The organism is Paraburkholderia sp. Ac-20347, assembly GCF_017104805.1.
In the GTDB taxonomy this organism is placed as follows: domain Bacteria; phylum Pseudomonadota; class Gammaproteobacteria; order Burkholderiales; family Burkholderiaceae; genus Paraburkholderia; species Paraburkholderia tropica.
This window is the reverse complement of record NZ_JAAGPN010000033.1, coordinates 21,456-48,095: the sequence shown is the minus strand read 5'-3', so window position 1 is coordinate 48,095 and position 26,640 is coordinate 21,456. Positions and strand designations below refer to the sequence as shown.

Annotated in this window: 29 protein-coding genes; 13 read left to right on the top strand and 16 right to left on the bottom strand. The window is 66.5% G+C overall.

The window, feature by feature from the left end; genetic code table 11:
* Positions 1 to 274, top strand: a 274-nt coding sequence (locus G3N97_RS09675) for a glycosyltransferase family 9 protein (protein WP_241030489.1), incomplete at its 5' end; no start/stop codon positions are given.
* Here G3N97_RS09675 and G3N97_RS09670 read toward each other — a convergent pair.
* A complete protein-coding gene (locus G3N97_RS09670) occupies positions 240 to 530 on the bottom strand; it encodes a hypothetical protein (RefSeq protein ID WP_205993002.1) in 291 nt (96 codons plus the stop codon). The two genes, G3N97_RS09675 and G3N97_RS09670, sit on opposite strands and share 35 nt — an antisense overlap.
* On the opposite strand from G3N97_RS09670, the gene G3N97_RS09665 reads away from it, so the two are divergent.
* Entirely contained in the window at positions 511 to 1,395 is an 885-nt protein-coding gene (locus G3N97_RS09665; RefSeq protein WP_205993001.1) for a Kdo hydroxylase family protein, read from the top strand. The two genes, G3N97_RS09670 and G3N97_RS09665, sit on opposite strands and share 20 nt — an antisense overlap.
* Positions 1,396 to 1,483: 88 nt before the next feature.
* The gene (waaA, locus tag G3N97_RS09660; RefSeq protein WP_205993000.1) at positions 1,484 to 2,809 is read left to right on the top strand and encodes a lipid IV(A) 3-deoxy-D-manno-octulosonic acid transferase; all 1,326 of its coding nucleotides are present in this window, start codon (positions 1,484 to 1,486) and stop codon (positions 2,807 to 2,809) included.
* Positions 2,810 to 2,881: 72 nt separating this feature from the next.
* On the opposite strand, the gene ureG is transcribed toward waaA, so the two are convergent.
* The 7 genes from ureG to G3N97_RS09625 form a co-directional block, all read right to left on the bottom strand.
* A complete protein-coding gene (gene ureG / locus G3N97_RS09655; RefSeq protein ID WP_205992999.1) occupies positions 2,882 to 3,529 on the bottom strand; it encodes an urease accessory protein UreG in 648 nt (215 codons plus the stop codon).
* 47 nt (positions 3,530 to 3,576) lie between these two features.
* Positions 3,577 to 4,278, bottom strand: coding sequence for an urease accessory protein UreF (locus G3N97_RS09650; protein ID WP_205992998.1), 702 nt, complete (start codon positions 4,276 to 4,278; stop codon positions 3,577 to 3,579).
* Complete coding sequence (gene ureE, locus G3N97_RS09645) at positions 4,265 to 4,966, bottom strand: urease accessory protein UreE (RefSeq protein WP_205992997.1); 702 nt, start codon at positions 4,964 to 4,966, stop codon at positions 4,265 to 4,267. Before ureE ends, G3N97_RS09650 begins: the two co-directional genes overlap by 14 nt.
* 47 nt (positions 4,967 to 5,013) lie before the next feature.
* Positions 5,014 to 6,720 (bottom strand): urease subunit alpha, encoded by a 1,707-nt coding sequence (ureC, locus tag G3N97_RS09640; protein ID WP_205992996.1) that lies wholly within the window; start codon positions 6,718 to 6,720, stop codon positions 5,014 to 5,016.
* Between the two features lie 37 nt (positions 6,721 to 6,757).
* Positions 6,758 to 7,063: an urease subunit beta gene (locus tag G3N97_RS09635; RefSeq protein ID WP_110327549.1), complete on the bottom strand. Its 306-nt coding sequence runs from the start codon at positions 7,061 to 7,063 to the stop codon at positions 6,758 to 6,760.
* Positions 7,064 to 7,074: 11 nt separating this feature from the next.
* Entirely contained in the window at positions 7,075 to 7,377 is a 303-nt protein-coding gene (gene ureA / locus G3N97_RS09630) for an urease subunit gamma (protein ID WP_065057295.1), read from the bottom strand.
* 296 nt (positions 7,378 to 7,673) lie between these two features.
* On the bottom strand, positions 7,674 to 8,576 hold the full coding sequence (locus G3N97_RS09625) for an urease accessory protein UreD (RefSeq protein ID WP_205992995.1): 903 nt from the start codon (positions 8,574 to 8,576) through the stop codon (positions 7,674 to 7,676).
* Between the two features lie 217 nt (positions 8,577 to 8,793).
* On the opposite strand from G3N97_RS09625, the gene G3N97_RS09620 reads away from it, so the two are divergent.
* Positions 8,794 to 9,036, top strand: coding sequence for an AbrB/MazE/SpoVT family DNA-binding domain-containing protein (locus G3N97_RS09620; protein WP_205992994.1), 243 nt, complete (start codon positions 8,794 to 8,796; stop codon positions 9,034 to 9,036).
* Positions 9,033 to 9,464 carry a PIN domain-containing protein gene (locus G3N97_RS09615; protein ID WP_205992993.1) on the top strand — a complete coding sequence of 144 codons (432 nt, stop codon included), beginning with the start codon at positions 9,033 to 9,035 and terminating at the stop codon, positions 9,462 to 9,464. The genes G3N97_RS09620 and G3N97_RS09615 overlap by 4 nt, the downstream gene beginning before the upstream one ends.
* A gap of 87 nt (positions 9,465 to 9,551) precedes the next feature.
* Here the strand turns inward: G3N97_RS09615 and urtE are convergent, their stop codons facing one another.
* From urtE to G3N97_RS09580, 7 genes are all read right to left on the bottom strand, one after another.
* The gene (gene urtE / locus G3N97_RS09610) at positions 9,552 to 10,247 is read right to left on the bottom strand and encodes an urea ABC transporter ATP-binding subunit UrtE (protein WP_074984646.1); all 696 of its coding nucleotides are present in this window, start codon (positions 10,245 to 10,247) and stop codon (positions 9,552 to 9,554) included.
* Positions 10,248 to 10,299: 52 nt separating this feature from the next.
* A complete protein-coding gene (gene urtD, locus G3N97_RS09605; protein ID WP_241030491.1) occupies positions 10,300 to 11,085 on the bottom strand; it encodes an urea ABC transporter ATP-binding protein UrtD in 786 nt (261 codons plus the stop codon).
* Positions 11,086 to 11,165: 80 nt separating this feature from the next.
* The gene (gene urtC, locus G3N97_RS09600) at positions 11,166 to 12,356 is read right to left on the bottom strand and encodes an urea ABC transporter permease subunit UrtC (protein WP_205992992.1); all 1,191 of its coding nucleotides are present in this window, start codon (positions 12,354 to 12,356) and stop codon (positions 11,166 to 11,168) included.
* 2 nt (positions 12,357 to 12,358) lie between these two features.
* Entirely contained in the window at positions 12,359 to 13,942 is a 1,584-nt protein-coding gene (gene urtB, locus G3N97_RS09595; protein ID WP_241030490.1) for an urea ABC transporter permease subunit UrtB, read from the bottom strand.
* 218 nt (positions 13,943 to 14,160) lie between these two features.
* Positions 14,161 to 15,465 carry an urea ABC transporter substrate-binding protein gene (urtA, locus tag G3N97_RS09590; protein WP_205992990.1) on the bottom strand — a complete coding sequence of 435 codons (1,305 nt, stop codon included), beginning with the start codon at positions 15,463 to 15,465 and terminating at the stop codon, positions 14,161 to 14,163.
* A 546-nt stretch (positions 15,466 to 16,011) separates the two neighbouring features.
* Positions 16,012 to 16,335 carry a rhodanese-like domain-containing protein gene (locus G3N97_RS09585; protein WP_065057301.1) on the bottom strand — a complete coding sequence of 108 codons (324 nt, stop codon included), beginning with the start codon at positions 16,333 to 16,335 and terminating at the stop codon, positions 16,012 to 16,014.
* An 88-nt stretch (positions 16,336 to 16,423) separates the two neighbouring features.
* Positions 16,424 to 17,077 carry a protein-L-isoaspartate O-methyltransferase gene (locus G3N97_RS09580; protein ID WP_205992989.1) on the bottom strand — a complete coding sequence of 218 codons (654 nt, stop codon included), beginning with the start codon at positions 17,075 to 17,077 and terminating at the stop codon, positions 16,424 to 16,426.
* Between the two features lie 319 nt (positions 17,078 to 17,396).
* On the opposite strand from G3N97_RS09580, the gene G3N97_RS09575 reads away from it, so the two are divergent.
* The 8 genes from G3N97_RS09575 to G3N97_RS09540 all read left to right on the top strand — a co-directional run bounded on the left by G3N97_RS09575 (position 17,397) and on the right by G3N97_RS09540 (position 25,335).
* The gene (locus tag G3N97_RS09575; protein WP_205992988.1) at positions 17,397 to 18,512 is read left to right on the top strand and encodes a LacI family DNA-binding transcriptional regulator; all 1,116 of its coding nucleotides are present in this window, start codon (positions 17,397 to 17,399) and stop codon (positions 18,510 to 18,512) included.
* 147 nt (positions 18,513 to 18,659) lie between these two features.
* Positions 18,660 to 20,147, top strand: coding sequence for a sugar ABC transporter ATP-binding protein (locus tag G3N97_RS09570; protein WP_205992987.1), 1,488 nt, complete (start codon positions 18,660 to 18,662; stop codon positions 20,145 to 20,147).
* The gene (locus G3N97_RS09565; RefSeq protein ID WP_205992986.1) at positions 20,128 to 21,156 is read left to right on the top strand and encodes an ABC transporter permease; all 1,029 of its coding nucleotides are present in this window, start codon (positions 20,128 to 20,130) and stop codon (positions 21,154 to 21,156) included. Before G3N97_RS09570 ends, G3N97_RS09565 begins: the two co-directional genes overlap by 20 nt.
* A gap of 104 nt (positions 21,157 to 21,260) precedes the next feature.
* Positions 21,261 to 22,241, top strand: a complete 981-nt coding sequence (locus tag G3N97_RS09560; protein WP_065057306.1) for an ABC transporter substrate-binding protein — start codon at positions 21,261 to 21,263, stop codon at positions 22,239 to 22,241.
* 77 nt (positions 22,242 to 22,318) lie between these two features.
* Positions 22,319 to 23,368, top strand: a complete 1,050-nt coding sequence (locus G3N97_RS09555; protein ID WP_205992985.1) for a sugar phosphate isomerase/epimerase family protein — start codon at positions 22,319 to 22,321, stop codon at positions 23,366 to 23,368.
* A gap of 31 nt (positions 23,369 to 23,399) precedes the next feature.
* On the top strand, positions 23,400 to 24,551 hold the full coding sequence (locus G3N97_RS09550; RefSeq protein ID WP_241030488.1) for a Gfo/Idh/MocA family oxidoreductase: 1,152 nt from the start codon (positions 23,400 to 23,402) through the stop codon (positions 24,549 to 24,551).
* A gap of 137 nt (positions 24,552 to 24,688) precedes the next feature.
* Positions 24,689 to 25,051, top strand: a complete 363-nt coding sequence (locus G3N97_RS09545; RefSeq protein ID WP_205992984.1) for a type II toxin-antitoxin system RelB/DinJ family antitoxin — start codon at positions 24,689 to 24,691, stop codon at positions 25,049 to 25,051.
* A complete protein-coding gene (locus G3N97_RS09540; RefSeq protein ID WP_205992983.1) occupies positions 25,048 to 25,335 on the top strand; it encodes a type II toxin-antitoxin system RelE/ParE family toxin in 288 nt (95 codons plus the stop codon). Before G3N97_RS09545 ends, G3N97_RS09540 begins: the two co-directional genes overlap by 4 nt.
* Positions 25,336 to 25,377: 42 nt before the next feature.
* On the opposite strand, the gene G3N97_RS09535 is transcribed toward G3N97_RS09540, so the two are convergent.
* Positions 25,378 to 26,577, bottom strand: coding sequence for an ABC transporter substrate-binding protein (locus G3N97_RS09535; protein WP_205992982.1), 1,200 nt, complete (start codon positions 26,575 to 26,577; stop codon positions 25,378 to 25,380).
* Between the last annotated feature and the right edge of the window lie 63 nt (positions 26,578 to 26,640).

Below are 26,640 nucleotides of genomic sequence, written 5' to 3'. Positions count from 1 at the left end.
CGAGTTCGGCGAGGCGGCCATCGTGCCGCCCAAGCTCTCGCTGCCCGCCGTGGTCGGCCTGATCGACGGCGCGGCGGCCACGGTCGGCGTGGACACGGGGCTCGTGCACATCGCGGCGGCGCTGAAGCGGCCGACCGTCGAGTTGTACAATTTCGCGACCGCCTGGCGCACCGGCGGCTATTGGTCGCCGAACGTCGTCAATCTCGGCACCGCCGGGCAGCCGCCCACGCTCGCGCAGGTCAAGAGCGCGCTGGCCGGTTTCGGGCTGCTGTGACGGCCAGGGCGCCGGAAGCGCGAAGGGCAATCTCTGACAGACTGCGTCGCATCAAAGCGCGCCGCGCGGCCCGCGGGGTATAAGGAGCGGCGCGTGCGGCAAGATAACGCTCGCCGCGCGCCACTTCGGGCCGGGCCGCGAACGTGCCGACGATATTGTCGATCGCGTCGATATCACGCACGCCGCGCACCACGCACAGGCCGGGCAACCAGATCCAATCGCTTGCAGGGGCGACCATGAAAGAATCCCAGATCATCGAAATCACTTCCGCCGACTGGCAGGGCAACGGCCTCGCGATGCCGCGAGAGACGCTGCTCGATGCCGTCGAGCAGGGCAAGGTGCTGTACTTTCCGAAGCTCGAATTCGCGGTCGAAGGCGGCGAGCGCGCGCTGCTCGATCCGGCCATCGCCGATCCGAAGCGCAAGAACATCAGTCTCGATCCGAACGGCGGCGCGCTGCATGGCGTGCTTGGCGACACCGTCACGCAGTCGGCCGTGCGCGCGCTGATCGCGCGTTATCAGGCGTGCGCGCGTTCGCTCGTCGACGGTCTCTTTCCCGAGTACACGGGCAAGCTGCGTGTGGCGCCCACGAGTCTGCGTCTGCATCAGGTGGAAACGCGCGAGACTTCGTGGCGCAAGGACGATTCGCGTCTGCACGTCGATGCGTTCCCGTCGCGCCCGAACTACGGCGAGCGCATCCTGCGCGTCTTCACCAACGTGAATCCGAACGGCGTGCCGCGCGTGTGGCGCGTGGGCGAGCCGTTCGAGGACATGGCCAAACGCTTCCTGCCGAACATCAAGCCGCAGTTTCCGGGCTCGGCGTGGCTGCAGAATCTGCTGCACATCACCAAGTCGCCGCGCAGCGAGTACGACCATCTGATGCTCAATCTGCACGACGGCATGAAGGCCGATCTCGACTATCAGAAGTCGAGCCCGCAGCAGACCATCAACTTTCCGCCGGGCAGCGTCTGGGTGTGTTTCTCCGATCACACCTCGCACGCCGTGATGTCCGGCCAGTTCATGATGGAACAGACCTTCTTCCTGCCGGCGAAGGACATGGTGCATCCGGAATGGGCGCCGCTCGGCATTCTCGAACGTCTCAAGGGCAAGGAACTGGTTTGATCTTCGATTTGAGCGTCGATTCGAGCGTCGATTTGAGCGCTGACTTCAACGTTGAGCCGGGCGCGCGGGCTGCGATCGCGGAGGCCCGATGCTGAGGGCGGTTTATCGCGCGGCCTGGTGGCTGATCGCGCCGCTCGCGGTGCTGCGCCTGTTCATCCGCTCGCGGCGCGAGCGCGGCTATCGCGAACACGTCTGTGAGCGTTTCGGTTTTGCGGCCGGCCGTCTGCCCGAGGACGACACGCCGCTGATCTGGGTGCATGCCGTCTCGGTCGGCGAGACGCGCGCGGCGCAGCCGCTCATCGACGCGCTGCTCGCGGCGCGACCCGATGCGCGCATCCTGCTCACGCACATGACGCCCGGCGGGCGCGCGCAAGGCGAGCAACTGTTCGGCGACCGCGTGCTGCGCTGCTATCTGCCGTACGACATGCCGCACGCGGTGCGGCGTTTTCTGCACACGTGGCGGCCGTCGCTCGGCCTCGTGATGGAAACCGAGGTGTGGCCGACGCTCATCGACGAATGCAGGCGCGCCGATGTGCCGCTCGTGCTCACGAATGCGCGTATGTCGGCGCGTTCGTTCAAGCGCGCGGCGAAGTTCGGCGCGGGCGCGCGCGAGGTGTTCGGCGGCTTCACGCGCGTGCTCGCGCAAAGCCCGTCTGATGCCGAACGTCTGACCGCGCTCGGCGCGCGCAACGTGGCCGTGCTCGGCAATCTGAAGTTCGATATGGCGAGCCCGCCCGCGCTCGTCGCGCGCGGCCGCGACTGGCGACGCGCGATCGGCGCGCGTCCCGTGTGGGTGGCGGCGAGCACGCGCGAGGGCGAAGAGGAACTGGTGTTGCAGGCATTCGCGGCGCTCGAAGTGCCTGACGCCTTGCTGATTCTCGTGCCGCGTCATCCGCAGCGTTTCGACGAAGTGGCCGCGCTGGTCGCGCGCAGGAATCTGAAGCTCGAACGGCGCTCGCAGTGGGCGCCGGCGTCCACCGGCACCGCGCATGCGGATGTGCCGGCCTTGCCGCAGGACGTGAACGTGCTGCTCGGCGATTCGATGGGCGAGATGGGCGCGTACTACGCGGCCGCCGATGTCGCGTTTATCGGCGGAAGTCTGTTGCCGCTGGGCGGGCAGAATCTGATCGAGGCGTGCGCCGTCGGCACGCCGGTGCTGATCGGCCCGCACGTGTTCAACTTCACGCAGGCGACGGCCGATGCCGTGGCGGCGGGCGGCGCGTTGCAGGTGCAGGACCCGGCCGACCTCGCGCGCGTGTTGCGCGAACTCTTCAAGGACAAGTCGCGCCGCGTGACGATGGGCGCGGCGGCGTCGGCTTTCGCCTCGCGCCATCGCGGCGCGACCGCGCGCACGGTCGACGTGCTCACGACGCTGTTGCCCGAGCGCGCCTCGGCGACGACGCTCGATCTCTGAACGACGCACTCACCAGGTACTCACCGCGTTCTCACGATACGCGCCGCCCGGCACGCATCGTGAGCCGCGCGCTCAACCCACCAGCAACCCCTTCTTCTCGATGAAACCGATCACCTGATCGAGGCCGTCGAGCGCCTTCAGATTGCACATCACGAACGGCCGCTCGCCGCGCATCTTCTGCGCGTCGGAGGCCATGATGTCGAGATTCGCGCCCACGAGCGGCGCGAGATCGGTCTTGTTGATCACCAGCAGATCCGACTTCGTGATGCCGGGGCCGCCCTTGCGCGGAATCTTCTCGCCGCCGGCCACGTCGATCACGTAGATCGTCAGGTCCGACAATTCCGGGCTGAACGTGGCGGCGAGATTGTCGCCGCCGGACTCGATGAACACGATGTCCGCATCGGGAAAACGCGTGAGCATCTGGTCGACGGCTTCGAGGTTGATCGACGCATCCTCGCGGATCGCCGTGTGCGGGCAGCCGCCCGTTTCCACGCCCATGATGCGCTCGGCGGGCAGGGCGCCCGCGACGGTCAGCAGGCGCTGATCTTCCTTCGTGTAGATGTCGTTGGTGATGGCGACGAGGTCGTAGCGCTCGCGCATCGCCTTGCAGAGCATTTCGAGCAGCGTGGTCTTGCCGGAGCCAACCGGGCCGCCGACGCCGACGCGCAGCGGCGGTAGTTTCTTGGTGCGCTTATTGGACGAACTGTTGGGCGAATTCATGTGTGAGTGCGAACGCGAAGTGACGCGAAGTGAGGAGAGCGCGGCGCTCAGGAACGAAACAGCCGCGAGTATTGCGATTCATGGCGCGCGCTCAGAATGCCGAGCTGCGGCGCGAACGTGTTGAGCGAGTCGGGCGGCGTGGCGAGCGCGCGCGCCACGGCGTCGGCGATCGCAGGCCGCAGCGCGACGACGATGCGTTGCCCCGCGACCTGACCGAGCGGCACCGCCTTGAGCGCGGCGGCCGTCTGGTTCTCGACCCAGCTGAACGCGTAGGCGGCGAGCGTCGCTTCCGTGGACGCATCGTGCGCGTAAGCCGCGAAGGCAAACGCGGTGGGCTGCGCGACGGGCGTCATGCGATCGAGCGTGGCGCGGCGCGCGGCGTCGCCCCATTCGAGTTGCGCGCAGAGCTGGCGCAGCGACCAGCCCATCTGCGCGGTCTCGCGACGCAGTTCCGCCGACTCGCGGCTCGCGATGAATTCCGCATTGGCGTCGATCAGCGCTTGAATGGTGTCGGCGTCGCTATCCGTATCGTGCGCGCGCCAGCGTTCGAGCTGATGCGCGAGGAACGGCAACTCGCCGGGCGCGAGCACGTTGGCGAGGCCGTGGGCGATCCAGTGCGCGGCGTCGTCGGCGGTTTCGACCAGTCTGGCGTCGATCGCCGCTTCGAGTCCCTGCGAATAGCTGAACGCGCCGATCGGCAGCGCCGGCGACGCGAGATGCAGCAGTGCGGTGAGTTCAGCGATGTTCATGGCTGTGGTCGTGCGCGTGGCCGTCGCAATGACCGTGGTCGTGTCCGCATTCGTGGTCGTGCGTGTGTTCGTCGCCGTGCGGATGTTTGTGATCGTGCGAATGATCGTGGCCGTGTGCGTGGCTGTGATCGTGTGCGTGATCGTGTGCGTGATCGTGTGCGTGATCGTGCGAGTGACCGTGATGCTCGTCGTACACGCGCTGCGCGAGCGCGTAGTCTTCGGCGAACGTCGCATCGTGACCGTGACGATGCCCGCCGCCATACGCGCCCGACTCGGGCTGGAACGGCAGTTCCGCGCGCTCGACCTGCGCGCCTAGACGCTTGAGCATGTCTTCGAGCACCGGATCGGCTTCGAGCTTCAGTTCGTCGACGCCCACTTCCACGGGCGTATGGCGATTGCCGAGGTGATACGCCGCGCGCGTGAGCGTGAGCCGGTCGTGCGCGCGCACACGCAGCACGCTCTGCGCCGCCGCGATCACGCGCACGAGGCCGCCGTCGTCGGCGACCAGCATGTCGCCGTCACGCAGCACCGTGCCGCGCGGCAGCACCACGCCCACGTCCTCGCCCGTGTCGAGCCTGGCCGCGAGACGGCTCTTGCAGCGCTCGTCGTAGGCGAGCGTGAGGGTGGGCGCGCGCTTGACCAGCACGGGCGCGAGTTTGGCGTTGAGTCGTTTGTCGATCGTGCGCATATCAATACTTCAAACTTCATGACTGCTGTTCGCGGATCCCGAACAGATCAGAACAGAAAATACCGCTGCGCCATCGGCAGCACCGTGGCGGGTTCGCAGGTGAGCAACTGGCCGTCCGCGACCACCTGGTAGGTTTCGGGATCGACGCTGATCGACGGCTGCCATGCATTGTGGATCATGTCGGCCTTCGTCACGCTCCGGCAGTTGCGCACCGCGACCACGCGCTTTTGCAGACCATAACGATCGACGATGCCTTTGTCGAGCGAGAGTTGCGAGACGAAGGTGAGCGAGGTCTGCGTGAGCGCGCGTCCGCGCGTGCCGAACATCTCACGATAATGCACGGGTTGCGGTGTCGGAATCGACGCGTTCGGGTCGCCCATCTGCGCGAGCGCGATCATGCCGCCCTTGAGAATCAGCGAGGGCTTGATGCCGAAGAACGCCGGGTCCCAGAACACCAGATCGGCCCATTTGCCCGGCTCGATCGATCCCACTTCATGCGCGATGCCGTGCGTGAGCGCCGGATTGATCGTGTACTTCGCCACATACCGCTTGACGCGGAAGTTGTCGTTGCGCGCGTTGTCCTCGGCCAGCGCGCCGCGTTGCACCTTCATCTTGTGCGCGGTCTGCCACGTGCGGATGATGACTTCGCCCACGCGACCCATTGCCTGGGAATCCGAAGAAAGCATCGACAGCGCGCCGAGGTCGTGCAGGATGTCTTCGGCGGCGATGGTTTCGCGGCGGATGCGCGATTCGGCGAAAGCAATATCTTCGGCAATCGACGGATCGAGGTGATGGCACACCATCAGCATGTCGAGGTGTTCGTCGAGCGTGTTGACGGTGTACGGGCGCGTGGGATTGGTCGAGGAGGGCAGCACGTTCGCCTCGCCGCAGACCTTGATGATGTCGGGCGCGTGGCCGCCGCCCGCGCCTTCGGTGTGATACGTGTGGATCGTGCGGCCCTTGAACGCGCCCACGGTTGCTTCCACGAAGCCCGATTCGTTGAGCGTGTCGGTGTGGATCGCCACCTGGGTGTCGGTGTCGTCGGCGACGCTCAGGCAGTTGTCGATGGCCGCGGGCGTCGAGCCCCAGTCCTCGTGCAGCTTCAGGCCGATCGCGCCGGCCGCGATCTGTTCTTCGGCGGGCGCGGGCAGGCTTACGTTGCCCTTGCCGAGAAAGCCGAGGTTGATCGGCCAGCCGTCGGCGGCCTGGAGCATGCGTTCCATGTGCCACGGGCCCGGCGTGCAGGTCGTGGCGTTGGTGCCCGTCGCCGGGCCGGTGCCGCCGCCGAGCATCGTCGTCACGCCGCTCGCGAGCGCCTCGTCGATCTGCTGCGGGCTGATGAAGTGGATGTGCGTGTCGATGCCGCCCGCCGTGACGATCTGGCCTTCGCCCGCGATCACTTCGGTCGAAGCGCCGATGGGAATCGTCACGCCCGGCTGCACGTCCGGATTGCCCGCCTTGCCGATGCGCCAGACGCGCCCGTCCTTGATGCCGATGTCGGCCTTCACGATGCCCCAGTGATCGATGATCACGGCGTTGGTCACGACCGTATCGGCGACTTCGGCGTGCAGGCGCTGCGACTGGCCCATGCCGTCGCGGATCACCTTGCCGCCGCCGAACTTCACTTCGTCGCCGTAGACGGTGTAGTCGCGCTCGATCTCGATGAGCAGTTCGGTGTCGGCGAGACGCACGCGGTCGCCGGTCGTGGGGCCGAACATCTCCGCGTAGGCGCGGCGGCCGATCTTCAATGTCATATCGGATTCCTGATGAATTCGGGGCGTGACGCGCCGCTCAGAGCGGGCCCATCACCTTGCCGTTGAAGCCGTAGACCGCGCGCTCGCCCGCGAGCGCGACGAGTTCGACGGTGCGCTCCTGGCCGGGCTCGAAGCGCACGGCGGTGCCCGCCGCGATGTTCAGCCGGAAGCCGCGCGTGACCTCGCGCTCGAACACGAGCGCTTCATTCACTTCGTAGAAGTGGTAGTGCGAGCCGATCTGCACCGGGCGGTCGCCCGTGTTCGCGACCGTCACGCTGAGCGTCTCGCGGCCCACGTTGAGTTCGATTTCGCCGTCGTCGATCAGCATTTCGCCGGGGATCATGGGCGCGTCCTTCAGGGAATCGGATGGTGGACGGTGACGAGCTTGGTGCCGTCGGGGAAGGTCGCTTCGACCTGAATGTCGGGGATCATTTCGGGCACGCCGTCCATCACGTCGTCGCGCGTGAGCAGCGTGGTGCCGTAGTGCATGACCTCGGCGACGGTCTTGCCGTCGCGGGCGGCTTCCATCAGCGCGGCGCTGATGAACGCCACCGCTTCCGGATAGTTGAGCTTGAGGCCGCGCGCGCGGCGCCGTTCGGCGAGCAGCGCGGCGGTGAAGATCAGGAGCTTGTCTTTCTCGCGTGGCGTGAGCTTCATCGTTCTGGTTCGGTTGGGGCAAGTCTGGACGCGTGGCGCAGCCGAAGCGGCCAGGCGCGCGGGAAGGGCGCGGACCAGCTTACGGGAGCCAGGTTACGGGCAGCTTGCTGCCTCGTGCGCGGCGCGCACGATTCGCTGCAAGCTCACAGCAAGGTGTGTGCCAATGAAGGGGTAAGCGTGAATGCACCATATGCGCGGTGTTTGTGCACCGATACATTGCCTCGATGTCGCAAGTTTGTGCGTAGATGTGCGAGTGAGCACCAGAATGGTGCGATGTAAAGCAGGAACGATGCGGATCAGGTCGTCCACAGACGCAGCGGCGCGGCCTTCACGCCGTGCACGAACGGACGCAGTTGCGTCCAGCATTGCGCGAGCGTGGTTTGCAGCGGCTCCATCGAGCGGCCCACCACGCGCACGAGCAGCACGCCCGGCGCGATGCAGCTCGCGCCCGAGCGCAGCGCATCGTCGAAAGGCAGCGTGGCGGCGAGATCCTGCGCGAGCGCGTCGGTGCATGCGGGGCCGATCGCCCACAGCACGCCGAACGCCGGAAAGCCCGCGAGACCTTGCGGCGCGTCACGCAGCGGATCGGCGGCGTCGATTAGCGCGCGCTCGAACCAGAGCAATTGTTCCTCGGCCTCGGGCGTGGCCGCGCACACGACGCGCGTGAGCGCGCGCAGCATGCCCGCCGACCAGCGCTCGCCCGCCGCCTGGCGGCCAAGTTGTGTCGCGTCCCAGCCGATGGCCGTCGCGCCTGCGCCGAGCGTGAGCGCGAAGTCCAGTTCCGCGTGCGCGTGATCGAAGACGAGATTGTTCTGCGGCAGCCAGTCGAGCTTCGCGCCGTCGCCCACGCGCACCTTGATGCGCTGGCGCGCGACGCGGCCGTTCGACTTGTACCACTTGGTCGCGCCCGGCGTGGTGAGCACGGCGTGCGCGCCATCGCCCACGTTCACGTCGATGTCGAGACGGTCGCCGCCCGCGATCCCCGCCGGCGGATGCACGATCACCGCGTGGCAGATCGCGTCGCCTTCGGGATAGAGCGGACGTTGCACGCGCAGCGGTCCCACATGCAGACGATGCGTGAGCGCCGTGCGCGCCTTTTGAAGCTCGAAACCGAGTTCGAGCTTCGCGACCCATTCGGGTTGCGCGACCTGGCGCAGCGTGGTGTTGGCGAGCGCGGCGTGATCTTCGTGAAGCGACATGCGCAGTAAGGTGTGAGGGCGGAAACAGGTCGCGAGGATAGCATGCGGGCTGGCAAGCGCCAGCCCGGGAAAATCAGGCGCCTGGCAGTCCGCGCGAAAGGAGCGATTGCATGTCGCGTTGACCGCCGGCTATGACGTAGATGAGAACCTGATTTTCGCTTGAAAAACACCGTCTGAGATATACAATTTATACTGTGTATATCCATCGGGGTGAATCATGCAAGTCGCAAAATGGGGTAATAGCCTTGCTGTCCGACTGCCTGCCGCCGTGATCGATGCGCTTGGCCTCAAAGAAGGCGATGACATCGAGATTTACGCCATGCAGTCGGGAGCGTTCTCAGTGAGCAAAACGCCGACCGCTTCCGAGCGGATCGAGCGCCTTCGTAAATATCGTGGTCGTTTGCCCGCCGACTTCCGGTTCGAGCGCGAGTCGCTTGACGAAAGAGGGAGCGGTAAATGACCGCCGATGCATCGACGCGATTTGCCGTCGATAGCAACGTCATTGTCTACCTCTTTTCCAGCGACGCGACGAAGGCCGACCGGGCCGAGGCTCTGTTGGTGCAGGGGAGTTCGAAACCCGTCATCAGCACTCAGGTCATGAATGAAGTTACCCTCGTCATGACCCGGAAAATGCAGCTCGCATGGCCGGAGATCGATGGGTTGCTCGCAGACGTGGAGGCGTTGTGCGAGATCGTGCCTTTGACACTCGAAGTCCACAAAGAGGCGCGCCGTGTGGCCGCGCACTACGGTTTCAGGTTCTACGATGCATGCATCGTCGCCTTCGCCTTGCTTGAAAATTGCCAGGTGCTCTTCAGCGAAGACATGCAGGATGGTCAAGTCATTTTTGGTCAACTCAAGGTGATCGATCCGTTCCGCACGTCCAGATAGTGGGATCTTGTATCTAAACCGACACCCGGTAAGCCGACACCCGGCGCCGCACAGTTTTTTCCGTAAGCGCTTCTCTGCGGCACCGGCTCAGACCGCAATCAACTCCCTCACCCCGTCCGCATCCATCTGCGCGCCCGCGCCGCCCGCGACGATTTCGCCGCGGCTCATCACCCAGTAACGGTCGGCGATGGCCTTCGCGAAGTCGTAATACTGCTCGACCAGCAGCACGGTGAGATTCATCTCCTCGACGAGCCTGCGCAGCGTGCGCCCGATCTCCTGAATGATCGACGGCTGAATGCCTTCGGTCGGCTCGTCAAGTATCAGCAGTTGCGGTTCGCTCATCAGCGCGCGGCCGATGGCGAGCTGCTGCTGCTGGCCGCCCGAGAGATCGCCGCCGCGCCGTGACTTCATGTCCTTGAGCACGGGAAAGAGCGTGTAGATGTGCTCGGGCACGCCCTTGGGCATGCGCTTCTTGCTCGCCGCGCCCACCAGCAGATTCTCCTCGACCGTGAGACGCGGAAAGATATCGCGCCCTTGCGGCACGTACGCGAGGCCGTGCGCCACGCGCGCATGCGTGGGCATTTTCGTGAGCGCGGTATCGCGCCACGCGATGCTGCCGTTCTTCGTCGGCACCACGCCCATCAGGCAGCGCAGCAGCGTGGTCTTGCCCACGCCGTTGCGGCCGAGCAGCACCGTGAGTTCGCCTTCGGGCACCGTCATCGAGACGTTGCGCAGGATGTGGCTGCCGCCGTAATACTGGTTCAGCGATTCGATTGTGAGCATGTCGATGCCTTCGAGGCTTTGTCGATCCCTTCTCGGGCCGGTTGGGAGAGGCTCAGCGGCCCAGATACGATTCGATCACCGTTTCGTCGCGCTTGACCTCGTCGAGCGTGCCGTGCGCAAGCACGCGGCCTTCGGCCATCACGGTCACGCGTCCGGTCGCGCCCGCGAGCGCCGCGACGAATTCCATGTCGTGCTCGACCACCATCATCGAGCAACTGCCGCGCAGGCGATTGAGCAGTGCGGCGAGTTCCATCGTCTCGTCGTCGGTCATACCCGCGGCGGGTTCGTCGAGCAGCAGCAACTGCGGCTTCTGCATCAGCAGCATGCCGATTTCGAGCCGCTGTTTTTGCCCGTGCGAGAGCTCGCCCGCGAGCCGGCGCGCGTCGCTTTCGAGGCGGATCGTTTCGAGCGTCTGCTCGATCTTCGCCTGCGCGTCGCGCCCGAGTCGCGCACGCAGCGTGGCGAACCAGCCCTTGTCGGCCTTCATCGCGAGTTCGAGGTTTTCCCACACGGGATGCTGCTCAAACACGGTCGGCTTCTGGAACTTGCGGCCGATGCCCACGCGCGCGATCGCCGGTTCGTTCATGCGCGTGAGGTCGAGCGTCTGGCCGAGAAATACCTTGCCCGAATCGGGCGAGGTCTTGCCGGTGATGACGTCCATCATCGTGGTCTTGCCCGCGCCGTTCGGCCCGATCACGCAGCGCAGTTCGCCCGCGTCGATCTCGAGCGAGAGCTTGTTGAGCGCGCGAAAGCCGTCGAAGCTCACGGTCACGTCTTCGAGATACAGAATCGTGCCGTGCGAGGTGTCGATCACGCCGGGCTCGACCACGTGACCCATGTCGGCGACGCCCGAGAGCGTGAGGCCTTCCTCGTCGAACGGATTGTGATTGAGCGGATCGTTGAGCAGGATGTGTCCGTTCATGAGCGCTTGCCTCCTGCCGCGAGCTTCATGCGCCGCACGGCGAGTTCGATGAGGCCCATGATGCCGTTGGGCAGCAACAGCGGCACGAGCACGAAAATGAGGCCGAGGAAGAACAGCCAGTATTCGGCGAAATAGGCGGTGAAGAAGCTCTTCGCGCCGTTCACCGCGAACGCGCCGATGATCGGGCCGATCAGCGTGCCGCGTCCGCCCACGGCCACCCAGATCGCCATTTCGATCGAGTTGCCCGGCGACATTTCGCTCGGATTGATGATGCCGACCTGCGGCACGTAGAGCGCGCCCGCGATGCCGCAGAGCATCGCCGAAACGGTCCAGATGAACAGCTTGTAGCCGAGCGGGCTGTAGCCGAGGAACATCAGGCGCGTTTCGCCGTCGCGCACGGCGGTGACCACGCGTCCGAGCTTCGAAGTGACGATCGCGCGCGTGGCGAGAAACGCGAGCACGAGCGTGGCGAAGGTCAGCAGGAACAGCACCGTGCGCGTGCCCGGATGCGTGATCGGCATGCCGGCGATGCGCTTGAAATCGGTGAAGCCGTTATTGCCGCCGAAGCCGGTCTCGTTGCGATAGAACAGCAGCATCGCCGCGAAGGTCATGGCCTGCGTGATGATCGACAGATACACGCCCTTCACGCGCGAGCGGAACGTGAAGAAGCCGAACACCCACGCGACCACGGCGGGCACCAGCACGACCAGCAGCAGCGCGTAGCCGAGATGCTGCGTGCCGCTCCAGTACCACGGCAGGCTGTGCCAGTCGAGAAAGACCATGAAGTCGGGCAGATCGCTGCCGTACTTGCCGTCGTGGCCGATCTGGCGCATCAGGTACATGCCGATGGCGTAGCCGCCCAGCGCGAAGAACAGGCCGTGGCCGAGGCTCAGGATGCCGCAGTAGCCCCAGACGAGATCGAGCGCCAGCGCGGCGATCGCGTAGCACATGAGCTTGCCCGCGAGCGTCATCGTGTAGGCGGAGAGATGCAGCGCGTTCGTTTGCGGCAGCACCAGCGCGCACAGCGGCACGCCCACGCCCATCGCGATGATCAGCGCGATGAGCGCGAGCCACGCGCGCCGCGAGAGCAGGGCGGGGCGCGCGGGCAGGCCGAGCGCGAAGGTGTCGGCGTTGCCGTCTTGCGGCGCGAGCGCCGAACGCGGCGAAGTGGAGGTGGCGGTCGTCATGGTCAAGCCTCCGCGCTGCGGCCCTTGAGGGCGAACAGGCCCTGCGGACGCTTCTGGATGAACAGCACGATCAGCACGAGCACGGCGATCTTCGCGAGCACCGCGCCCCAGAACGGCTCGATGGCCTTCGAGACGAGCCCGAGCCCGAAGCCGCCGATCACGGTGCCGGCGATCTGGCCCACGCCGCCGAGCACCACGGCCATGAACGAGTCGATGATGTAGCTCTGGCCGAGGTCCGGACCGACGTTGCCGATCTGCGAGAGCGCGCAGCCGCCGAGTCCGGCGATACCCGCGCCGAACGCGAACGCCCATGCATCGACGCGCGCGGTGCGCACGCCCACGCAGGCGGCCATGCGGCGATTCTGCGTGACGGCGCGCACGAACAGGCCGAGGCGCGTTTTCGTCAGCACGGTCCACGCGATGCCCACCACGATCAGCGCGAAGGCGAGAATCGCGAGGCGGTTGTACGGCAGGATCAGGTTCTGCATCACGGTCACGCCGCCGCTCATCCACGCGGGGTTTTCGACCTGCACGTTCTGCGCGCCGAAGATCATGCGCGTGGCCTGAATCAGGATCAGGCTGATGCCGAAGGTGGTGAGCAGCGTTTCGAGCGGGCGGCCGTACAGATGGCGGATCACGAGGCGCTCGATCACCGCGCCCACGAGCGCGGCGGCGACGAACGACGCCGGAATCGCCAGCAGCGGATACCAGTCGAACGCGCCCGGCGCGTAGCGCAGGAACAGCGTCTGCACGACATAGGTGGCGTACGCGCCGATCATCAGAAACTCGCCGTGCGCCATGTTGATCACGCCGATCAGGCCGTACGTGATCGCGAGGCCGAGCGCTGCGAGCAGCAGCACGCTGCCGAGCGACAGACCCGCGAACAGCGTGCCCGCAATTTCGCTGCGGCGCTGGATCGAGTCGAGCGCGTCGATGCCTTGCTGTGCGACGGCGCGCACATCGGCATCGGGTTCGTTGAATGCGCCGCTCGCGTTCTTCGCGACGAGCGGGCGCAGCAGTTCGTACATGTCGAGATCGTGGCGCGCCGCGACGAGCTTCGTCGCTTCGAGGCGCGTCGCCGCGTTCGGGTCGCGCAGCGCGGTCATCGCCCAGAGCGTGTCGAGGCGGCGCTTGAGCGCGGCGTCGGTTTCCTTCGCGCGGGCGGCGTCGATCATTGGTTTCATCGACGGATCGGGGTTCTTCAGCAGCTCCGCGATGGCCGCGCGGCGCGTTGCCAGATCGGGCGACGCGAGTTGCAGGCCCGAGACCGCGCCCGCCACTTTCGAGCGCAGCAGGTTGTTCAGCGTGATGGGCTGCGCACTCGACGCGACGTCGGCGGCGACCGGTTTGCCGGTTGCGGCGTCGCGCGCGGTGTCGCCGTCGGTGACGAGCACTTCGCCGGCGTCGGTGGCGCTCACGTTGTCCTCGGCGAGCGCCTTGAGCAGCGCGAGCGAGGCGGCGTCGTGGAGGGCAATGAGTTTGTCGACGGCGGCGGACTTGGCGTCGAAGTCGTCGCCGCCGAGCGGTGCGACGTCGGCGGCTTCGAGCGCGTGCGCGGCCGTGGTGAAGGTGGCAAACAGCGTCATGCACAGCGTGACGCTGGCAATCGCGCGCCGCAAGCCCAGGCGGGCGTACCTCGGGAATGAGAGAGCCATGATGAGGTCTTTATGATGCGGGCCGCCGCGTCGCGCGAACGCTGGCGCAAGCGGCGGCCCGTGGGCAGAACGCGCGCGACGCTCAGGGCGCGCCGCGCGTGGCTTGCATGACGTGCAGGGTGCGCAGGATGGCCGTGCGATCGCGACGATCAGGCCGTGCGCGAACGGCGCAGGAAGTTCGGCAGCACGTCCTGCGAGACCACGTCCGGCTTGCCTTCGTTGCCGGCGATATACGGGCTCCACGGCTGCGCGCGAATTGCGGTCTTGGTGCGCCACACGACGTTGAACTGGCCGTCGGCGCGAATCTCACCGATCATCACCGGCTTGTGCAGGTGATGGTTGCCGTCCATCGTCAGCGTGAAGCCCGAGGGCGCCGCCACGGTCTGGCCGATCATCGCCGTGCGCACCTTGTCGACATCGGTGCTCTTCGCCTTTTCGACGGCCTGCTTCCACATGTGGATACCGACAAAGGTCGCTTCCATCGGATCGTTGGTGACGCGCTTGCTGCCGCCCGGCAGATTGTTCGCCTTCACCCACGCCTCGAACTGCTCCTTGAACTTCGTGTTCTGCGCGCCCTTCACCGACATGAAGTAATTCCACGCCGCGAGGTGGCCGACGAGCGGCTTGGTGTCGATGCCGCGCAGTTCTTCCTCGCCCACCGAGAACGCGACCACGGGCACGTCGGTCGCCTTGATGCCCTGGTTGCCGAGTTCCTTGTAGAACGGCACGTTCGAGTCGCCGTTGATGGTCGAGACGACGGTGGTCTTGCCGCCCTGCGAGAAGGTCTTGATGTTCGCGACGATGGTCTGATAGTCGCTATGACCGAACGGCGTGTAGACCTCCTGAATATCGGCGTCCTGCACGCCCTTCGAATGCAGGAAGGCGCGCAGGATCTTGTTGGTCGTGCGCGGATACACATAGTCGGTGCCGAGCAGGAAGAAGCGCTTCGCGCCGCCGCCTTCCGCGCTCATCAGATATTCCACGGCCGGAAGCGCCTGCTGGTTCGGCGCGGCGCCCGTGTAGAACACGTTGCGCGACATTTCCTCGCCTTCGTACTGCACCGGGTAGTAGAGCAGGCCGTTCAGTTCCTCGAACACCGGCAGCACCGACTTGCGCGACACCGAGGTCCAGCAGCCGAACACGCACGCGACCTTGTCCTGGGTGAGCAACTGGCGGGCCTTCTCCGCGAACAGCGGCCAGTTCGATGCGGGGTCCACGACCACGGGCTGAATCTGACGCCCCATCACGCCGCCGTTCTTGTTGATGTCGGCGATCGTCATCAACGCGGTGTCCTTGAGCGACGTCTCCGAGATCGCCATCGTGCCCGAGAGCGAATGCAGGATGCCGACCTTGATCGGCCCGCTGCCCGTGTCGGCATGCGCGAACGGCACGCGTCCCGCTACGGCGAGCGCGCCCGACATCGTCCCGAGTTTCAACAGACTGCGACGTTTCATGTAGATGCCCCTATGGGTGAAGTCCTGGGTCTCGGCGCGTCTGATTACGCGCCCCCGTTGGTGTGTCCAGCCTTGCGGGGTTGTTACTGCAAAGGCTATGCCAGCGCGTGTGGGAAGCGCGATGCACGTGCTGTCGACGCGCGCCGAGCGCGGGGCGGGCCTTCGGCGAGCAAGACGGGCGGGACGTAAGCGAACGCGCCGTGCGGCGGGCGGGCGAATCTGGTGCAGCGGGGCGCATGTTCGGGCGCGCTGCATCGTTGCAGTGCGCGCGTGCATGAAAGCCGATGATCGTCGCGGTGCATGCGTCGCGCGCAGTGCATGACGATGCGATCAGGTGCATGCGGTGTGCATGCCGCAGGTGGAGAAGTCGGCTCGCGCGCTACATCGTTGTGCAAGCACGCATTGGGAACGAGGCGCACACGAGTGCGAAGCGAGCGGCGATGCAAAGCGCGCAGAAATGCAAAAGGGCGCGGTGTGAACCGCGCCCTTCGACGAAGACATCATCTTGACCGGTGATGGACCGGTCTTGCCGCAATCAGCGTGTGATCAGTACGTCGGCACCTTCGGATCGACCTGACGCGACCACGCGTCGATGCCGCCTTGCAGATTGAACACCTGCGTATGGCCGCGCGATTCGAGGAACATCGCGACCTGGGCGCTGCGCGCGCCGTGATGGCAGATGCAGACGATCTGCGCGTCGTCGTCGAGTTCTTCGCTGCGCGCGGGGATCTGCGCCATCGGAATCGAGATGCTGCCGTCGATCTTCGCGGTCTCGATTTCCCACGGCTCGCGCACGTCGAGCAGGACGGGCGCCGGGCGCGCGGAGTCGGCGAGCCATTCGGCGAGGGCGGGGGCGGTCAGGATCTGCATGGAAAACTCGATCGAAGAAAAACGGAAGATAAACGTAACACAGCGACGTAACACAGGGCGCGGGCCGCACACGCGGCCCGGCGACCACTTAGAACTTGAAGCGCGACGGCTGCACGGCGTTTTGCAGCGGTTCGACGTAGGTTTCGAACACGCCCGCGATGCGGTACTGCTTCTCGTCCATACGCGTGATGATCTGCATTTCCATCACCGGCGCGCCGCCGACGAACGCCGCCAGACGGCCGCCCACCTTGAGCTGCTCGAGCAGTTCCTGCGGCACGACCGGCAGGCCGCCCGAGACGCAGATCACGTCGTACGGCGCGTTCGCGGCCCAGCCGCGCGCCGCGTCGCCGACCGCGACTTCGGCGTTCAGCACGCCGTTCTTCACGAAGTTGGCGCGCGCGAATTCGGCCAGTTCCGTGTCGATTTCCACCGTCAGCACCTGTTGCGCGCGGTGCGCGAGCAGGGCGGCCATGTAGCCCGAACCGGCGCCGATTTCGAGCACGTTTTCGTGCTTCTTCACCGCGAGTTCCTGCAGCACGCGCGCTTCGACGCGCGGCGCGAGCATGTGCTGACCGTTGGGCAGCGGCAGTTCCAGGTCGGCGAACGCGATATCGACATAGGCCGCGGGGACGAAATGCTCACGCTTGACGATCGAGAGCAGATTCAGCACGTCCTGGTCGAGCACTTCCCAGGGGCGAATCTGCTGTTCGATCATGTTGAAACGCGCTTGTTCGATGTTCATGGTGACTCGGCGTTATGGTTCGGTTCGAAGTTCGGGCGATACGTAAGGGGGACTGGCGGGGACTGGCTGTCCTGGCGGCCGCGTGCCGCTGCGGACGCCCCGAAAAACGGTGCCAGGCAATCGCGAGATTGTACCAAAGGCCTTTGCGGCGGCGTCCGGCCGCCGGCAGCGCGGCGCCGTCGCGGGATCAGTATTTGTCCTGGCTTCGTGCACCTTGAAGTTTCGCCGTCCGCGAACCAAGAATGTAATCGATTACATTGCCGACGCGCCTGCGCGGCCACCTTCGACCGCCTCGACCCGGCCACCGACCGCCTTTTTCATGACGACCACCGCCCAGCCGCACGCCTCACAAACCGATCCCGCGGCGTCAGCCGAAGCGGGCGAGGCCATCGCGCAGGCCGACGCCGCCGGCGACGACGCACGCGGCGGCTCCATCGTGGCGGTGGCGCGGCGCGTGGGCGTCTCGGTGGCCACGGTGTCGCGTGTGCTCAACGGCCACACCAACGTGCGGCCCGCCACCCGCGCACGCGTGCTCGCCGAGGTCGAGACGAGCGGCTATCGCGTCAACGAGCTGGCGCGCAACCTGCGCACGGCGGAAAGCCGCCTGCTGCTGACGATGGTGCCGGACTTCGGCAATCCGTTTTACGCCGAGATCGTGCGCGGCATCGACAGCGTCGCGCGTCAGCACGGCTATTTCATGTTGCTCTGCGACACGGGCGCCGACGCGGGCCGCGAGCGTAGTTACTTCGACCTGCTGCGCCGCCATCGCGCGGACGGCGCGATCTGCCTCGATCCGGCCACGGTGCAGCAGGCCAACCGCGCCGCCGCGCACGAACCGGCGCTGCCGTGGGTCGCGTGCTGCGAGTTCGATCCGGCAGCGGGCGTGCCGTACGTGGGCATCGACAATTTCGGGGCGGCGCGCGACGCAGTGCGCCATCTGATCGCGCGCGGGCGGCGGCGCATCGCGCTGATCAATTCCGACGATCACTATCTGTATGCGCAGCAGCGCCGCTTCGGCTACCTCGCCGCACTCGCCGAAGCGGGCATCGAGGCGCGCGAGGCGTGGCGCGTGAATCTGAACTGTCTGGATTACGACGCGGGCGCGCAGGCCGCCGCCGCGCTCATGGCGCAACGCGGCGGCGCGCGCGCGGCGAAGCCGGACGCGATCTTCGCGGTTTCGGACACGCTCGCGGTGGGCGTCGTCAATGGTTTGCGCGGCAGCGGCTGGGCCGTGCCCGACGACGTCGCCGTGGTCGGTTTCGACGACATCGCGCTGGCCGCGCAGATCGATCCGCCGCTCACGACCATCGCGCAGCCGATGCGCGAACTCGGCGAAACGGCCGCGCGTCTGCTGCTGAAGCGGCTCGCCGATCCGCGCGCGAGCGTGCCGGGCGTGCTGTTGCCGCATCGGCTGGTGGTGCGGCGCAGCGCCTGAACGCGCGGGGTCGGCTGAACATGCTGGATCGCAGGACAAACGCTTATTAGCAGTGGAGACCAGCGAGAGAAGGCGGGCAGCGCCGCACGGTTTGTCGACGTGCACGCGGCCCGCCGGACCCCGCGCGAATTGGAGGAGCGAGCGGCCATGAGCGTCGCCGTGCGATTCAACGATATCCGCAAGGACTTTGGCCCTGTGCGCGTGCTGCACGGCGTGAGCTTCGACCTCGCGCCGGGCCGCATTCACGGGCTGCTGGGCGAGAACGGCGCGGGCAAATCCACGCTGATGAAAATCCTTGCGGGCTACGAGCGCCCGAGCGCGGGCGAGATGCTCGTCGACGGCCGCGCCTGCCAGTTCGACGGCTCGCGCGCCGCCGAAGCCGCGGGCATCGTGCTGATCCATCAGGAGTTCAATCTCGCCGAGCATCTGACGATCGCGCAGAACATCTTTCTGGGCCACGAAAAGAAGCGCGGCCTGTTTGTCGACGACACCGCGATGCGCCGCGAGGCGCGCGCGCTGCTCGCCCAGGTCGGGCTCGAACGGCATCCCGACACGCCCGTGCGCGAGTTGATCGTCGCCGAAAAGCAGCTCGTGGAAATCGCCAAGGCACTCGCGCGCCGCGCGCGCCTGCTCATCATGGACGAACCCACGGCCACGCTCACGCCGAGCGAAACCGCGCGCCTCTTCACGCTGATGGCGAAGCTGCGCGCGGACGGCGCGACGATCGTCTACATCTCGCACAAGCTCGACGAAGTGGAGCGCATCACCGACGACGTGATCGTGATGCGCGACGGCCGCTTCGTGGCCGCGAGCGCGACGGCGGGCCTCGCGCGCCAGCAGATGGCCAACCTGATGGTGGGCCGCGACGTCTCCGACATGTTTCCCGACAAGCGCCTCGCCGCCGCCGATGCGCCCGTCGCGCTGCGCGTGCGCGGCCTCGCCGTGCCGGGCTGGGTCGAGGACCTGAGTTTCGAGGTGCGCGCAGGCGAGATTCTCGGCTTCGCGGGACTCGTGGGCGCGGGGCGCAGCGAGGCCTTCGAGGCGCTCGTCGGCCTGCGCCGCAAGCTGGCGGGCGAGGTGGAGATCGGCGGACGCGCCGTGACGCTCAGGCATCCGCGCGACGCCATGCGCCACGGCCTCACGTATCTGAGCGAGGACCGCAAGGGCAAAGGCCTGCATCTGAATCTGAACCTGCAGGACAATCTCACGCTGATGACGCTTGAACGCTACGGCCGTCCGCTGCTCGATCTGAAGGCCGCGCGAGTCGCGCTCGAAACGGCGGTGTGCGAATTCGGTATTCGCACCGGCGACCTGTCGAGCCGCGCGCGCATGCTCTCGGGCGGCAATCAGCAGAAGCTCGCGCTCGCCAAATTCCTGCAGCCCGATCCGCGCGTGATCGTGCTCGACGAGCCCACGCGCGGTGTCGATATCGGCGCGAAACGCGACATCTATTTCCTGATCGAGCGGCTCGCGGCCTCGGGACGCGCGGTGGTGGTGATCTCGTCGGAGCTGATCGAACTGATCGGCCTCGCGCATCGCGTCGCGGTGATGCGCGCGGGGCGGCTTGTCGCCACGCTCGGCCGCGACCATCTGAACGAAGAGGAGCTGATCGCCCATGCAACCGGCACCCACTGAAGCGGCGAGCGCCCAGGCGCGCACGCGGCGCTTCGTCGTGCGGCTCGCGCACCGGCTCGCGGGCGTGGGGCCGCTGATCGGCCTCGTCGCGCTGTGCGTGGTCGGCACGCTGCTCAACCGCGATTTCGCGACCGTCGACAATCTGCTCAACGTGCTCACGCGCACGTCGTTCATCGGCATCATCGCGGTGGGCATGACCTTCGTGATCATCTCGGGCGGCATCGATCTTTCCGTGGGCTCGATGGCGGCGCTGATCGCGGGCGTGATGATCTGGGTGATGAACGCGCTCGCGGCGGGCGTCAACGGCCACGCGTTCGCGCCGCTCGCCATCATCGCGATCGGCATGGCGATCGCGCTCGTGCTGGGCGCGCTGTTCGGTCTCGCGCACGGGCTGCTCATCACGCGCGGACGCATCGAGCCGTTCATCGTCACGCTCGGCACGCTGGGCATTTTCCGCTCGGTGCTCACGTGGCTCGCCGACGGCGGCGCGCTCACGCTGCAAAACAATCTCGTCGATCTCAACAGTCCCGTGTATTACGCGAGCCTCTTCGGCGTGCCGGTGCCCGTGTGGGTGTTCGCGCTAATGGCGGCGGGCGGCGCGCTGGTGCTCAACCGCACGGCGTTCGGGCGGCACGTGCAGGCGATCGGCTCGAACGAACAGGTCGCGCGTTATGCGGCGATTCGCGTCGATCGCGTGAAGTGCGCGACCTATGTGCTGCTCGGCGTGTGCGTGGGCGTGGCGACGGTGCTCTACGTGCCGCGTCTGGGCTCGGCCACGCCGACCACCGGCATCTTGTGGGAACTCGAAGCGATCGCGGCCGTGGTGGTCGGCGGCACGGCGCTCAAGGGCGGCGAAGGACGCGTGGCGGGCACCGTGGTGGGCGCGATCCTGCTCTCGGTGATCGCGAACATTCTGAATCTCACGAGCATCATCAGCGTGTATCTGAATGCGGCGGTGCAGGGCGTGGCGATCATCGCCGTGGCCTTCCTGCAGCGCGGCAGGCGGTAGTCGTGTGAGTCGTGGTTAGTTCGGATGGCGAAATAATGGTCGGTGCAAGGCGTGGTCAAAGGACGGGCGTGCGCGCCCGCACAACAATCATCGGAGACGGCATCATGAAGAATACGATTCGTGCGATGTGGACGGGCGCGCTGACGCTCGGCGTGGCGGCGATGTTCGCTTCGCCTTTCACGGCAAGCCCGGCGCACGCCGAGGACAAGGTCACGCTCGGCGTCGCCATTCCCACGGCCGATCACGGCTTCACGGGCGGCATCGTCTGGTGGGCCAACGAGGCGAAGAAAGAGCTGGAGAAGGCGCATCCCGACCTGAAAGTCATCGTCAAGACGGCGGCCAACGCGCCCGATCAGGCGAACCAGTTGCAGGACCTCGTGACCGTCAACAAGATCAACGCGCTGGTGATCTTCCCGTTTGAATCGGCCTCGCTCACGCAGCCGGTCGCGCAGGTCAAGAAGAAGGGCGTGTACGTGACGGTTGTCGATCGCGGCCTGACCGACAAGAGCGCGCAGGACGCCTACGTGGCCGGCGACAACACCGCGTTCGGCCGGATTCCCGCCGAGTATCTCGCGAAGCAGTTGAACGGCAAGGGCAACATCGTCGCGCTGCGCGGCATTCCGACCACGCTCGACAACGAGCGCTGGAACGCCTTTACGGCGGTGCTGAAGAACTATCCGGACATGAAGATTCTCGACGCGAAGTACGCGAACTGGAACCGCGACGATGCCTTCAAGACCATGCAGGACTTCCTCACGCGCTTCAAGCACATCGACGCCGTCTGGGCCGCCGACGACGACATGGCCGTGGGCGTGCTCAAGGCGATCGATCAGGCCAAGCGCAGCGACATCAAGATCGTGTTCGGCGGCGCGGGCTCGAAGGACATGGTCAAGCGCGTGATGGACGGCGATCCGCTGATTCAGGCCGACGTGTCGTATTCGCCGAAGTTCATCTACGACGCGATCAAGCTCACGGCCGAAGCGCGGCTCGCGGGCAAGGCGCTGCCGCCCACGACGATCATTCCTTCGGTGCTCATCACGAAGGAGAACGCCAAACAGTTCTATTTCCCGGATTCGCCGTTCTGAGCGCGGCGCATCACGCTGGCTTGCATCGTTCGTCAATCGCCGCCGCGCCGCGGTGGCTTTGCTGAGGACTCGGACCGATGAAAACCCTCAAGGGTCCGGCGATCTTTCTCGCCCAGTTTCTGGGTGAGAAAGCGCCGTTCGACAGCTTCGTGCACATGGCGCAATGGGCCGCGCAACTGGGCTACAAAGGCATTCAGGTGCCGACCGATGCGCGCCTGATCGATCTCGAACAGGCGGCCGCGAGCCCGGCGTATTGCGACGATCTGCGCCAGACCGCCGACGACGCGGGGATCGCGATCACCGAGTTGTCGACGCATCTGCAAGGTCAGCTCGTGGCCGTGCATCCCGCGTACGACGCGCTGTTCGACGGCTTCGCCGCGCCGCACGTGCGCGGCAATCGCGAGGCGCGCACGGCGTGGGCCATCGAGCAGTTGAAGCTGGCCGCGCGCGCGTCGCGCAACCTGGGCTTGAGCGCGCATGTGACGTTTTCGGGCGCGCTCGCGTGGCCTTATGTGTATCCGTGGCCGCAGCGTCCGCCGGGTCTCGTCGAGGCCGCGTTCGACGAGCTCGCGCGTCGCTGGCGGCCGATTCTCGATGCATTTGACGCAGCGGGCGTGGACGTTTGCTACGAACTGCATCCGGGCGAGGATCTGCACGACGGCGTGACTTTCGAGCGTTTTCTGGCCGCCGTGGACGATCATCCGCGCGCGAACATTCTCTACGACCCGAGCCATTTCGTGCTCCAGCAGCTCGATTACCTCGCGTTCATCGATCTCTATCACGCGCGCATCAAGGCCTTTCACGTGAAGGACGCGGAGTTCCGGCCCACGGGGCGGCAGGGCGTGTACGGCGGCTATAGCGACTGGGTCGAGCGCGCGGGGCGTTTTCGTTCGCTCGGCGACGGGCAGATCGACTTCGGCGCGATTTTCTCGAAGCTCACGCAGTACGACTTTCCGGGCTGGGCGGTGCTCGAATGGGAATGCGCGCTCAAGCATCCGCACGACGGCGCGCGCGAGGGCGCGGAGTTCATCAAGCGGCATCTGATCCGCGTGGCCGAGCATGCGTTCGACGACTTCGCGGGCAGCGGCGTGGACGACGCGCAACTCAAAAGCGTGCTGGGCCTCTGATACGCAGTGACGCACAACGCGGAGCACGACGATGACACGCAGACTGAAACTCGGCATGGTGGGCGGCGGCGAGGGCGCGTTCATCGGCGCGGTGCATCGGATCGCCGCACGCCTCGACGACGATTTCGACCTGGTGGCGGGCGCGTTGTCGTCCGATGCGGCGCGCGCGCAATCGAGCGCCGACGCCATCGGCCTCGCGCGCAGTTACGCCGACTGGCGCGAGATGGCGCGCGAAGAAGGCGCGCGCGCGGACGGCATCGATGCGGTTGCGATCGTCACGCCCAATCATCTGCACGCGCCGGTGGCGCATGCGTTCATGGCGGCGGGCATCCACGTGATCTGCGATAAGCCGCTGGCCGTTTCGCTCGACGAAGGGCGCGCGCTCGCCCAGCACGCGCGCGACGCGAACGTGGTGTTCGCGCTCACGCATACGTATTCCGGGTATCCGCTCGTGCGCCATGCGCGCGAACTCGTGGCGGCGGGTGAACTGGGCGAGGTGCGCGTCGTGCAGGTGGAGTACGCGCAGGACTGGCTCGCGCATCCGATCGAGCAGGGCGGCGCGGATGGCCGCAATCGTCAGGCGAGCTGGCGCACCGACCCGGCGCTGGCGGGTCCGGCGGGTTGTCTCGGCGATATCGGCACGCACGCGTATCAGCTGGCGGCGTTTGTCAGCGGCATGGAGCCGGTGGCGGTCGCGGCGGAGCTGCATACCTTTGTGCCCGGACGGCGTATCGACGATCACGTGCAGGCGATGCTGCGTTACGCGAACGGCGCGCGCGGCATGCTTTGGGCGAGCCAGGTCGCGAGCGGCGCGGAGAATGCGCTGAGGTTGCGGGTGTACGGCACGAAGGCCGGGCTCGCGTTCGATCAGGAAGCGCCGAACGAGCTGTGGTTCACGCCGCAGGGCGGCGAGGCGCAGCGGCTCACGCGCGCACGGGTGACGGGCGCGGCCGCCGCGCACGCGACGCGCGTGCCGCCGGGGCATCCGGAAGGGTATCTGGAAGCGTTCGCGCAGCTTTATCGCGACGCGGCGGCGCAGATTCGTGCGCGCGATATGGGCGTGCCGCCGCCGCCCGAAAGCGCGCTGCTCACGACCGTCGACGATGGCGTGGCCGGGCTGCGCTTTATCGAAGCGGTGCTGGCCAGCAGTGCCGCCGATGGCGCCTGGCGCGCGCTGCGTTAGCCATTCGGATGAATGGCGCGGATTTCTGGACGCGACAAAACTTGCGGTGTGTTTAACGCACTTCAAGGATGCTCATGTCTAATGTAATACAGCTGAATTACAATGCGGCTTCGATCACCACGCGAGGGAGTCAGGCGATGGGCGCAAGCGCATTGGTACAGGTTCGCATCGATCCGGCGTTGAAAGAACGCGCCACGGCGGTGCTGGAAAAGATGGGACTCACGGTGTCGGACGCGGTGCGCATCCTGCTCACGCGGGTGGCGAACGAGGGCGCGCTGCCCGTCGGCTTCGCGGTCGATCCGGCCACGCACGACGCGTGGTTCCGCGCGAAAGTGCTGGAAGCGCTGGAAGACGCCCGCCCGGCCGTGGAGGCGGACGCGGTCGAAGCGAATTTCGCGAAGCGGCGCGCGGCGGCGTCGAGGCGCGTGGACGAGGCCGAGCCGGCGGCTCCGAAGCTGACCGCCTCGAAGCCAAACTCCATTCGCAAGCGCAAAAGTTGAGGCTCGAATGGTCGCCGCTCGCGCTGGCCGACCGCGAAGCGATATTCGACTTCAACGAGACACGCGGCGCGCATGCAGCCGTGAGCGTGGACGAGTGCATCGCCTCCGCGGTCCGGCGGTTGCGGCTCTATCCGGAAATCGGCCGTCGTGGCCGGGTGAGCGGCACACGCGAACTGGTCGTGCACGGCGCGCCGTTCGTGATCGCCTACCGTGTCGAACGGCAAACGCTCACGGTGCTACGCGTGCTGCACGGCGCGCGGCGCTGGCCTGCCGAGCTGGATTAGCACACGTTGTGCCGACTTACTGCGCCGACTCACTGCACCAACTCACTGCGCCAGATACACGAACTTGCCGCCGCGTATCGTTCCCATCACGCTCGCGCGCTGGTCCAGTCCAACGTGATCCTTTTCGCTCGTGTTGACCACGCCGTTGGGCACGACCAGTTCGTGCGCGTGCTCCAGTTCGCTGCGCAGCGCCACGCGGAACGCCTCGGTGCCGGGTTGCGCGGTCTTGAGCGCGCGCGTCACGGCGTCCGCGAGGCGCGGGTACACGCCGGCCGCGTCGCCCGCGAACTGCGTGACGGTGCCGGGGCCGTATTTGGCCTCATAGGCGTCCACGAAGGCGAGCGCCGCTTTCTGCGCGGGCTGATCGGCAGGCAGCGTGCGCGCCACCACCACCGGCTGCGTCGGGAACAGCGTGCCTTCCACATCCTTGCCGCCGAGCTTGATGAACTCGGGCGTGGCGATGCCGTGCGTCTGATAGATCGCGCCCTTGTAACCGCGCTCGACCAGCGTGCGCTGCGGCAGGACGGTCGGCGTGCCCGCGCCCGCGATCAGCACGGCGTCGGGTTTCGCGGCGATCAGCTTGAGGATCTGGCCGGTCACGCTTGCGTCGGTGCGGTTGAAGCGCTCGGTCGCGACGATCTGGAGATTGCTCTCCTTCGCGAACTTCGTGAACTCGTTGAGCCAGCTGTCGCCGTAGCTGTCGGCGAAACCGATGAAGCCCACCGTCTTCACGCCGTGCGCGGCCATGTAGCGCGTCATCACGTCGGCCATCGCGGCGTCGGTCTGCGCCATCTTGAACGCCCAGGTGCGCGCGCCCTGCTGCGGCTCGACCACCGAGGCCGAGCCCACCAGCGTGATCATCGGCGTCTTGCTTTCGGCCACGGCGTCGAGCGCCGCGAGCGCGGCGGGCGTGATGTTCGGCCCGACGATCACGTCGACGTGATCCTCGTTGACCAGTTTGCGGATGTTGCGCACGGCCGCGCCCGGGTCGGAGCCGTCGTCGAGCACGATGTAGTCGGCTTTCTGGCCCGCGATGGTCGGGGGCCACATCAACACGGCGTTCTTGCTCGTGATGCCGATGGCGGCGGCGGGACCGGTGCTCGACAGGTCGATGCCCACCTTGAGGTCGGCGTGCGCGGCGGGCGCGGCAACGCCCAGCGCGACGGCGGCGGCGAGCACCAGCGGACGAAGGGCAGGGCGCAAGCCCGGATTCAGATGATGCAGACGCAGATACGACTTCATGCAGCGGTCTCCAGGAAGGAAAAAAGCGAGAAGCGTTCTATCTAATTAGTTGTGGGTGAATCC